This is a genomic window from Janthinobacterium sp. PC23-8, from assembly GCF_002250505.1.
Taxonomy (GTDB): domain Bacteria; phylum Pseudomonadota; class Gammaproteobacteria; order Burkholderiales; family Burkholderiaceae_D; genus Janthinobacterium.
In genome coordinates, this window is sequence record NZ_NJGY01000003.1 from 78,362 (window position 1) to 87,953 (window position 9,592).

The 9,592-nt window shown below is 69.0% G+C and carries 8 protein-coding genes; all 8 read right to left on the minus strand.

Annotation, left to right across the window (positions count from 1 at the left end; all coding sequences use genetic code 11):
* Window positions 1-10: 10 nt before the first annotated feature.
* Complete coding sequence (locus CD932_RS19950; protein WP_094444569.1) at window positions 11-3,901, minus strand: type VI secretion system protein; 3,891 nt, start codon at window positions 3,899-3,901, stop codon at window positions 11-13.
* Window positions 3,902-3,924: 23 nt separating this feature from the next.
* Window positions 3,925-4,695 carry a DotU family type IV/VI secretion system protein gene (locus tag CD932_RS19955; RefSeq protein ID WP_094444570.1) on the minus strand — a complete coding sequence of 257 codons (771 nt, stop codon included), beginning with the start codon at window positions 4,693-4,695 and terminating at the stop codon, window positions 3,925-3,927.
* Window positions 4,688-6,067, minus strand: coding sequence for a type VI secretion system baseplate subunit TssK (tssK, locus tag CD932_RS19960; protein WP_176461071.1), 1,380 nt, complete (start codon window positions 6,065-6,067; stop codon window positions 4,688-4,690). Before tssK ends, CD932_RS19955 begins: the two co-directional genes overlap by 8 nt.
* A gap of 18 nt (window positions 6,068-6,085) precedes the next feature.
* A complete protein-coding gene (locus tag CD932_RS19965) occupies window positions 6,086-6,529 on the minus strand; it encodes a hypothetical protein (protein ID WP_094444572.1) in 444 nt (147 codons plus the stop codon).
* Between the two features lie 2 nt (window positions 6,530-6,531).
* A complete protein-coding gene (locus CD932_RS19970) occupies window positions 6,532-6,936 on the minus strand; it encodes a PAAR-like domain-containing protein (RefSeq protein ID WP_094444573.1) in 405 nt (134 codons plus the stop codon).
* Between the two features lie 30 nt (window positions 6,937-6,966).
* On the minus strand, window positions 6,967-7,524 hold the full coding sequence (locus tag CD932_RS19975) for a DUF3540 domain-containing protein (protein ID WP_094444574.1): 558 nt from the start codon (window positions 7,522-7,524) through the stop codon (window positions 6,967-6,969).
* Entirely contained in the window at window positions 7,521-8,585 is a 1,065-nt protein-coding gene (locus tag CD932_RS19980) for a pentapeptide repeat-containing protein (protein WP_094444575.1), read from the minus strand. Before CD932_RS19980 ends, CD932_RS19975 begins: the two co-directional genes overlap by 4 nt.
* A partial coding sequence (locus tag CD932_RS29470; RefSeq protein ID WP_254926688.1) for a pentapeptide repeat-containing protein occupies window positions 8,585-9,592 on the minus strand: 1,008 nt, incomplete at its 5' end. The genes CD932_RS29470 and CD932_RS19980, both read right to left, overlap by 1 nt.

Consider the following 9,592-nt stretch of genomic DNA (forward strand, 5'->3'; position numbering starts at 1 on the left):
CTGTGGTTGGTCAATGTGGGGCGCTGCGTGGGAACGGGCGCGGTATTTTCAGGCTGGCCGGCGTCTTGCCGCCGCTGCTCAGGGTCAGGTTGATATACAGGTCGGCCACAGGCCTGCCGGCGCCGGCAGGCTGGCTGGCGCCCGACACCGGCATCCTGAATTGCATCTGGTACGGCGTGCCGTCCCCTTTGTCGGGCCGGTGGCTGTCGATCAGCCGCAGCAAGGCCCATTCGCCGCTGGCGCCGTAGGTGGCCACTGCGCCGTCGATCCGCAGGTCGGGCTGCGCGCCATCCTTGAGCGGGCGCAGCGACGATTCGCTGGCCCACTCGAAACTGGCGCTCAGTGGCTGGCCATATTGCCAGTCTATGCTGGTGGGCAAGTTCGGCATGCCCGCCAACAGCATGCCGGAGCGCAGCTTCCACCGCACGATCTGGTTGCTCAGCGGTGAATCGCCGGGCCTGGCGCGGAAGCTCAGTCCCAGCTTGATCGCTGCCGGCTCGGCGCCATCCTGGCCGACCAGGGTGGCGCCGAAAAATGCGGCGGCCGCATCGAGCTGGTCCAGGAAAGCGCGCGCCTGGTCCCAGTATCGGTCGTTCAGGCCGTCGAGCTTCTGACGCAGTTCGGCCCGGCCGGCGCCGTAATCGCTGAAAAATTTCCTCACCACCGGCGCCGCGCCGTCATTGCTGTCGAGCGGGCCGAACGGGTAGCGGCCAGCCAGTTCCTGGTTGAAGCGCAACGCCCAGGCCTGGTAGGCGTCGTAGCCTTGCATCTCGCGCACGCCCTTGCAGCGCAGCTTGATCTGCTGTTCCAGGTGCTGGCGGCGCAGCGAGAACAGGTCGTTGCCCGCCGCCGGCGAGGTGTACGCGGCCAGCACCGGGCCGCAGTTGGCGCCGCTCATGCCCGGCAGCTGTTTGGCGATCAGGCTGTCGAGCGAGACTACCTGGCTGCTGCTGTCCTTTTGCGCATACAGGCTCAGGGCGTCGATCGTATTGGCCCAGTAAGGCAGGCCCTGCGTGCCGGGTGCGCCAGGCGCGCCGGGCGTATCCGCATTGAGCAGGAAGCTGACGAACGGTGCCGCATACTGCGCCAGTACTGTCGCCCGTTCCGACTGGCGCGCCAGATAGTCCTTGACCTCGGGGGCGCCGCCCAGATCGAAAAAAGGTGCGTCGCGGCGGCCCGCTGCGCCGCTCGAGGGCGTGGCCGGCGGCTGGTACAACTGGCCCTGCTCGGCCAGCGACTGGATCTGGCCCAGGCTGGACGAGGCGAAGTTGCGCGTGCACTGCGCAAAAACCAGCCGGCTCGCAAAGCCCAGCTCGGCATACGTGCGCTGCAAGCCCAGCAGCGGCTGCACCGCCCTGGCGAAGCTGGCGCTGCGCTTGTCGATCAGCAATTCGGCCGGTGCCGTGTAGCCGACGCCCGCCTGGGCCGCGCCGGGTGTTGCCGCCAGCTGCGCCAGCGTCACGTTGTCGTTCAATACCAGTTCCAGCTGATGGCGCGCCAGCCGGTCATACAGCGGGCGCGCAGCGGCGCCGCCGGCGGAGGTCAGCGGCGCCAGTGCCTGGGTGGCGGCAAATTTTTCGTATTCCTGCGCATACGTGGCGGCCATGCCCAGCTGGCTGGTGCTCCAGCCGGTGCTGGTCGGATTGCAGGCCAGCGCCTCGTTCGGCGTGGCCTGCATGAAACCGAGGCCCAGCAGCGCATCAAGGCCGCCCAGTTCGGCGCTCAGCGCCGGGTTCAGGCGCAGCGAGCTGTCCTGCTCGGTAAACAGCGGGCCATACACGGGCAATTGCATTTCGGCCAGCGTGCGCATGGCGCCAGGATATTGGCGCGCGGCGTCGAACTGTTCGCTGGCCGCGTCGAGCGGCGCCGGCGCATAGCCGTACAAACGCTTGAGGGGATCGAGCCGCTGCGCCAGTTCGCCGCGCATGGCGGCGATCGGATTGCGTTCCAGGCTGGAGCCAAGCCAGGCCGTGCCGACCCAGTTCAGCCAGCGCGTCAGCTCGCGCGTGTGCGCCAGCAGCGGCTCTTCAAATTTGTCCAGTTTGCCCAGCAGTACGCCGCCTTGCCGCAGTTCCTGGTCCAGCTGGCGGTGCGTGACCTGTGCCTGCCGCACGATATGCTCGCTGGCGCTCTGGCGCAGCGTGTCGGGCACGGCCAGCGGCGCATTGCCGCGGCTGTAGGCCAGTACCGCCGGCAGCAGGCCGGCGCGCACTTTCAATGCGGCCGGCAACGGTTGGCCGAAGGCGTAGCTGGCCAGCGCCGTGAAGTCGGACAGCGGCAAGGCGCCTGCCGGATACGGCGCATTGCCGCCCAGGCGGTTGAAGCGCACGGTGTTGCGCTCGAACTGTTCCAGCTGGTCGATGTAGGCAAACATGGCCGAGCGCGCTTGCGCATAACTGCCCGCGTCGGCCGCCTTGGCGCCGGTGGTGGCGCTGGCCAGCAGCGCGTCGGCGCGCTGGCGCAGCTGGCAGGCCAGGGCCGGCATCACCACATGGCGCAAGGCGCCGTCGGCCAGCTGGCGCGCGCTTTTGCGCACCAGGCGCGTGTCGACCAGCGACACCGGGATGGTCCAGCGGCCCGCCTCGGCATCGATCGCGGCGATGCGTTCGATTACCTGCAGCGCCGCCGCCTGGCCGGCGCAGGGGCCGGCGGCAAGCGGCTGCTCGATCTGCTGCAGCTGCGACAGCGCGGCCACCACTTCGCTGACCTGGCGCCGGATCGCCAGCACGCTGAGCAGTTGCAGCACCAGCAAGGCCAGCAGCAGTGCTGCAGCGGCGCGCTGCAGCAGGCCGATGGTGGCGTTGCGCGACCACAGTCCCTGGCGGGTGGGACGCGCCAGCCCGCGCTCGGCCAGCGCCTTGCGCACCAGCAGATGGTCGATAAAGGCCACGTCGTCGCGCGCGCCGTCGGGCGCCGGCGCGCCGCCGACGGCGCCCGTAAAGTAAATGCCGCGGCAGAACAGGCCAGCCTGCCACGGTTCCGGCTGGAACACCGCCGTCAGCCAGTGCGTGAAAGGCGCGCGCAACTGCTGCAGATGGCGGGGAAACAGAAACGCCGGATCGAGGTCGGCGGCGGCGATCTGTTCGCAATGCACGGCGGCCTGCATCTGCAGCGCTTTCAACTGCGCGCCGACGTAGTCGAAGGCGCAGTTGGCCCAGTCGCGCGGCAGGCCGTTGCCCGATTGGCCGGGCGCCGACCAGCCCACCATCTCCTGGCGCAAGGCCAGCGGCTGCGCGCGCCAGAAGGCGCCAAAGCCCGCCACCGCGTCGCTCTGGCTGATCACCACATACACCGGCAGCGCGAACTCGAAGCGTTGCGCGATGCTGCGCAATTGCTGGGTGACGCCGGCGGCCATGGCGTCGCGCTCTGCCAGGGTGGCCGCCTGCAACGTGGCGGCCGATACCACCAGCAGCAGGCCGTCGAGCGCGCGCTCGGGGCGCAGCGCATCGAGTTCGCCCAGCACGCGGCGCCATTCCATGGCCGCCTTGCCGGACTGGCCTGCCGCATCTGCCGTCATCCACGCGCCCGGCGCATCGATCAGCGAGCCGCTGCCGGCGAACTGCCAGGTGCAGCCGGCAATGGCCAACTGCTTTTCGCGGCCCTGCGGCAGGCGCCGATAGTGCGCCGCCAGCGAGGCCAGCAGGCTACTTTTGCCAGCGCCCTGCTGGCCCAGCACCAGCAGCCAGGGTTGGCGGTAGCGCCATTCGCGCCGCGTGCGCAGGAAATCGAGGGCGCGCGCCAGCTTGCGCCAGGCCGATGGCGGCGCCGGGGTGTCGGGCAGCGGCTCGCCGCAGCACACGGGCTGCGGCGCGACCGGCCGGCGCGCGCGCCAGACCAGGCACGCGGCCAGCAGGCCGGCGAGCAGCGCAGCGGCTGCCACAAATTGAAAGACTGTCCCCATCAGGCTGCTCCAGCACCGGCCGCTTACGCGCCGATATATTGTTCAAACGGATACATCAATACCAGCCATACCACCAGCGTCAGCACCAGGTCGGCCGCCAGCGCCGAGCCAGCGAGCATGAACCACGGCGACAGGGGCGCCAGGCGCTCGTCCTGGCCATGCCGCAGGTCGTGGCTGTAGGCCTGGCCGAAAGCCGGTGCGGCGCCGGAGGCAGACGCCGGCAGCAGGCGGTACAGATCGGCGCGGATCTGGCGCAGGGCCGCTTCGCCGCCGCGACCGCGATAGCAGCCCTTGAAGCCCAGCGCCAGCATGAACAGCAGCACTGCGGCCAGCTCCGCACCGAGCGGGCCACGTACGCCTGCCTGCGTCAGGTCGCGCGCCAGGCGAAACACGCGCGTACCCGAGGTGCTGGTCTTGAACAGCTGCCGCTCCAGCAGCACCTCAAGCCACGCCTCGCGCCCTGGCCAGTCGAGTTCCAGCAGGAAGATTTCGTCGGCCAGCGCCGCCATCAGATACGTCACCACGCGCCGCGCGCGTATCTCCTGTTCGGACGCATCCTGGACGAACGCCTGCTCCTGCCGGCGCAGCATGGCAAGCAGATGGGCGCTGGCGCGGCGCGCCTGTTGCGCCGGCGAGACGGCAGCGGCCGCCGCCGCAGGGGGCGGCTCAGCCGCGCAGGCCCGCTTGAGGCTGGCGATCTCTTCGTAGAAATCGGCGCAGTCGCCCAGGAACAGCCAGGCGCCGGCGCCGTCCGCCGCCAGCGCCGGTTCATGGCGTGCCGGCGTCTCAGTCATGGACGGGCGCCGCCTCGCCGGGCGCTGCCGCACGCTGCTGGTACAGCAGGATCTGGGCCGGCATCTGCGCCGCGCGCGGGCCGCTGATCAGCAGCGGCTGTCCCGGTGCGAAGGCCATCGGCGCTCCGGGCTGCGGCGTCACAGGCAGGTTGTCGATGGCGCGCAGCACCAGCTGCGCGGGCGCCAGGCATTGCTGGCGCTCGCGCGCCGTCAGCGGGCGCGCCACGGCACCCTGGAAGCGCGATTTTTCCAGCATCGGCGCCAGCGCCGCGCCGACGATGACGGCCTGCTCCAGCCATGCCGCCATTTGCTGCTCGGTCTGGTTGCCGCGTCCTTTCAGGGCAATGATCAGCGTGCCGTCCGCACTGGCCGGCAGCAGCAGTTCGAAGCGGCCCATGTCTTGCGCGGCGTGCGCCGCGTCGAGCGTGAACGGCAGCAGTTGGTAGCGGCTTTCGAGCAAGGCCAGGCGGTCGCGGATGAAGTCGAAGGCGAGCTGGAACTGCGGCATGCAGTTATCGTGCTGGTAAGGGTGCATGTACAGCGGTAGCACCTGCGTGCCGATGCTGCTGGCCTGGCCGACCAGTTGCGCGATCACCGGATACAGGCGGGCAGGGTGCAACTTCGCGTCGAGGCTGGCCGACAGCAGCGGCAGGCAGCCCGCCAGGCGGCGCACGGCCTCGGGAGCGATGCCGTCGTCGCCGCCGCCGGCAAGTTCGCCGACCCTGGACCACAGCGACTGGTTCAGCCGGGCCAGCTTGTTGAGCAGGCTGAGCTGTTCACCATGGAAGGTCGATGCATCGAGCCGCAGCATGGGCGGGTGGTAGGCGGTCACCCGCAGCGTGCCGTCCACGCGCCGCAGTTCGAGCAGCGGGCAGGCCGAATCGTCGGACGGCGACAGGGCCGACAGATGCAGCTTGAACTGGACCTGCAGCCGTTCTATTTCCATTTCATTGCCGCCCGTGTTTTCATCGCTGACGCGCGCGCCCAGTACCGGGTTGTAGCGCCGCTCCGGGTCGTCGGCCAGGGCGCCGGCGGCGCCGCGCGCGCGCACCCACAGCCACAGCCGCAGTGGCGCGCCATCGTTGTCGCATTTGCCGCTGGCGTCGTACTCCAGCGCCGTGCCGCCGTTCTGGGTGGCGGTACTGCATTGCAGCGACAGCCCGTCGGGCAGGATGCAGTCGACTTCGCTGATCCGCAGCATATTGTTGATCAGGCTGTAGCGCAGGTGCAGCAGGCCCCAGGAATGCGGATGCAGCGCGCGCAGGCGGTGGCAAAGATGCTCCTGCCAGTAAATGTCGTTCTGCTGGAAATGATGCGGCGACATCATCATGCCTTCATGCCACTGGACCGCATCCGGTAACAGCTTCGTCATGGCCATGCTTGGGTCTCCTTATTGATTGGTGCAGATCACGCTGTCGGGCGTGATCCACAGCGCCATCTGTTGATACGGCGTCAGGTCGCAGCGCGGCTGGCCGTCGGTACTGAGGGTATTGGCATAGCCATATACGGCGATGGCTCTGGCATAGTCTTTCGGCAGCGGCAGGGCCAGCACTTTCATCGGCGGCATGCCCTGCGACACGACCTCGATGGCGGTGGCCAGTCCCTTCATCAGGGCGTCCTTCCTGGCGAACCAGTCGCTGGCCAGCTGCGGCATCATGTCCAGCACCTTGCTGTCGTAGATGAAGACGATGTCGAGTTCGGTCGCGGTGTTGCCATTGGCCTTCACTTCAGCGACCAGCGTGATCGACTTGAGCGCCGTTGGCGGCGCCGTCGCCGTGCAGCCGGCGGTGATGGCAAGCAGGGCGGCGAGCATGGCGGCGGGAGCGGCGCGCATGCTCAGCTCAGCAGCAGCACGCGCGGCTGGGCCGGCGTGATGGTCAGGCCGATGGTGTTGAACGGCATGCCGTTCATGCCCGTCAGCGAGGTCATGCGCGAGGCGAAGATGCCGCCCGCCAGCACTTTCATGCTGCCCAGGAGGTAGCGGTCCGGCCCCATGAACACGCCCGACATCAAGCCGCCGAACAGGCCGCCGAAGTCGCCCAGGCTGATGGTGCCGCTGGTCAGCAGGTTTTCGGCCAGGCCGGGTCCGAACATCAGGTTGAACACGGAGGGAATATGCAAGGTCGAGGCGGCCAGGTTCGGGTAGGGAATCGGAATTTCGACCACCACCGCCATCGGCGTTTCGCAGATGTCGGGCACGGTACACATATTCAAGGCGGCAAGACTGTTATTGGCAAACATGGTTCATCCTTGGAAAAAGTCGCGGGCGCTTCAGCCCATGTTGATGCGTTCGGCATCCACCTTGATGTCCTTGTCGGCCGTCAGGATGGTCTGTTGGCCATGCAGGCGCAGCAGCTGCTTCACTTCCAGCAGGTACTGTCCGGCCTTGCCGATAAAGTTGCGCGTGTTTTGCACCAGCGTTTCATTGACCGTCATGAACAGGTTGCCGCACGCCATGCTCAGCACGCCGGTCGCCGCCGTCACGTCGATGTTGCGCAGCGCGTGGACCTCGATCTGGTCGCTGGCCGACAGCGTGATGCGCTCTTGCGCGATGGTCAGCTGCTGTGCGCCAGGCACGCCCAGGCTTGCTGCCTGCAGCTCGTTGCGCTGCAGCACATGGACGATGAACGCTGTGCCGTCGCGGCCGCTGACGCTCAGCACGCGGTCGCCCGCCTGCGGCGTGAGCAGGCAACTGGTGGCCTGGCGCGCCAGGCGACCGTCGTCGAGCAGGAAGCTGTGGGCTTCGAGCTGCACGGCGACCTGGGCGTCTTGCCAGATCAGCGGCGCCGGCGCCTGGGCCAAGGGTTTCTTGGTAGTGAAAGGCATCATTGTTTCTCCAGGGTGAGGGTTCTGCTCTGCGCCGCCAGCAGCACCGGATCGGTGCCGCGCTGGCGCCGGCGGCTGGCGGCACGGCCGCAGCCGTCGCCCAGCGAGGCGTTGTGAACATTGCTGTAATCGAGGCAGGCGCCGCTGAAATCGAGGTGTTTGCCGCTGGCGTGTTCGAACTGGCTGTAGCGCAGGTCCGCGCCCGCGTACGACACGCAGTGCAGGCTGCTGGCGTTCCAGACGCTGGTCGCCAGGGCGGCCTGGTCGAGCCGCACGTCCGACAGCGTGGCTTGCTGGAAGATGGCGCCTGCCAGTTGCGCGCCGGCCAGGTCGACCCGTTCGAAACGGGCCTTGAGGAACATTGCGCGCAACGCGCTGGCGCCATGCATGCAGGTGCCTTCAAAGCGCGCCTGATGAAAATTCGATTCGTTCAGTACGGCGCCGCGCAGGTCCGCGCCGCTGAAGTCGGCCTGCTGCATGGTGCAGCGCTCGAGCACGATGCCGGCCATCGGCTTGTTGCGGAAGTTCGCCGCGATCAGCACCGCGCCGTCGGCGCGCAGGCCGCCGAGCGCGACCTCGCGCAGGTCGGCCGGATTGATCACCGTGTGCAGCAGGTTCGCTTGCGACAGGTCGGCGCCGCCCAGCTGGTTGTCGAGCAGCGCCACGCGCTCGAAGCGCGCGCCGTGCAGGCTGGCGCCGGCCAGCATGCTGTTGACGATGGCGCTGTTGGCCAGGCGCACATGCTGCCACAGGCTGTCGCGCAGGTCGCAGCCGCTCCAGCAGTTGCCGTCGATCTGGCTGGCGCCGAAGCGCGCGCCAGCCAGCTGGCAGTCGATGAAAGCGCCCTGGCGCAGGTCGGCATGGCTGAAATCGGCGTCGCGCAGGTCGCAGTCGATGAAGCGGATGCCGCGCAGATCGCACCGGCTGAAGCAGGCGCCGGCCAGCCGGCACTGGTTGAAGACGGCGCCGCCCAGCGCATGGCCGCGCGCGTCGAGCGCGGCCAGATCCTGCGCATGCACGGGGCGCTCCAGGCGCAGGGCCTTGTCGATGGCGGTCCACGGCATCAGGCGGCCTTTCTCGGACGCGCGATGCGTCCGTCGGGGGCCACCGATTCGCTCAACTCGCAGCGCACGAAGCTGGCGCCGGTCAGATCGGCGCCGCAAAAATCGGTCTTGCGGCACAACGCCTGGTAAAAGTCGGCGCGCTGCGCGCTGACGCAGTGCAGGCGCGAGCGCATGAACAGCGAATGTGAAAACACGCCGTCATCGAGGCGCGCATGGCGCATGTCGCAGCTGCCGAAGTCGCAGCGCAGGAACTGCGCGCCGCGCAGGTCGGCCGCGACCCAGCTGCTGCCATGCAGGCCGCAGGCGTCGGCGCGCACGCCGCACAGTGTGGCGTCCTGCCAGCTGGCCGTGCCGGTGGCCTGTACCGCCAGCCAGCGCGCGCCATCCCAGCGGCTGGCGCGCATGTCGGCTTCGATCAGCACCGCCTTGGTGAGCGTGGCGGCGCGCCAGTCGCTGTGGCGCAGGCTGGCGCGCAACAGCATGGTTTGCTCCAGCGTGGCGCGGCGCCAGCTGCTGCCGTCGGCGCGCGCGTCGAGCAACAGAGTGCGCCGGGCACTGATATCGTCGAGTATCGCCCGCTCCAGATCGAGCCTGGGCGCGATCAGGTCGTCGAGCGTGGCGCCGGTGAGATCGGCCTGCGGCCAGCTGGCGCCGATGGCGGTGGCGCCGCGCAGGTTGGCGTGCCGGAAACGCACCGCCCGGCCGCTGCTGGCCGACAGGTTGGCGCCGGCCAGGTCGGCGTGCGATAAATCCGCGCCGTCCAGGCAGGCGCCACTGAGCACGGCGCGCTGCAGATTGGCGCCCGCCAGGCTGGCGCCGCACAGGTCGGCGCCTTCGAGCAGCACTTCGCGCAGGTCGGCGCCGTTGAAGTTGGCGCCGGCCAGGCTGGCGCCGGCCAGGTCGCGTCCGGCCAGGCAGACGCCGTCGCGCAGCCAGCCGCGCACCATGTCGCCCAGTTGCAGCGCCGCCGCCGGATGCAGCGGCAAGCCTGGCGCGGCCGGGGTGGC

Bases quoted from the DNA above. Each gene is read 5' to 3' on its own strand.
- CD932_RS19950 (WP_094444569.1), bottom strand. From the start codon at position 3,901: ATGGGGACAGTCTTTCAATTTGTGGCAGCCGCTGCGCTGCTCGCCGGC.
- CD932_RS19955 (WP_094444570.1), bottom strand. From the start codon at position 4,695: ATGACTGAGACGCCGGCACGCCATGAACCGGCGCTGGCGGCGGACGGC.
- tssK (WP_176461071.1), bottom strand. From the start codon at position 6,067: ATGACGAAGCTGTTACCGGATGCGGTCCAGTGGCATGAAGGCATGATG.
- CD932_RS19965 (WP_094444572.1), bottom strand. From the start codon at position 6,529: ATGCGCGCCGCTCCCGCCGCCATGCTCGCCGCCCTGCTTGCCATCACC.
- CD932_RS19970 (WP_094444573.1), bottom strand. From the start codon at position 6,936: ATGTTTGCCAATAACAGTCTTGCCGCCTTGAATATGTGTACCGTGCCC.
- CD932_RS19975 (WP_094444574.1), bottom strand. From the start codon at position 7,524: ATGATGCCTTTCACTACCAAGAAACCCTTGGCCCAGGCGCCGGCGCCG.
- CD932_RS19980 (WP_094444575.1), bottom strand. From the start codon at position 8,585: ATGCCGTGGACCGCCATCGACAAGGCCCTGCGCCTGGAGCGCCCCGTG.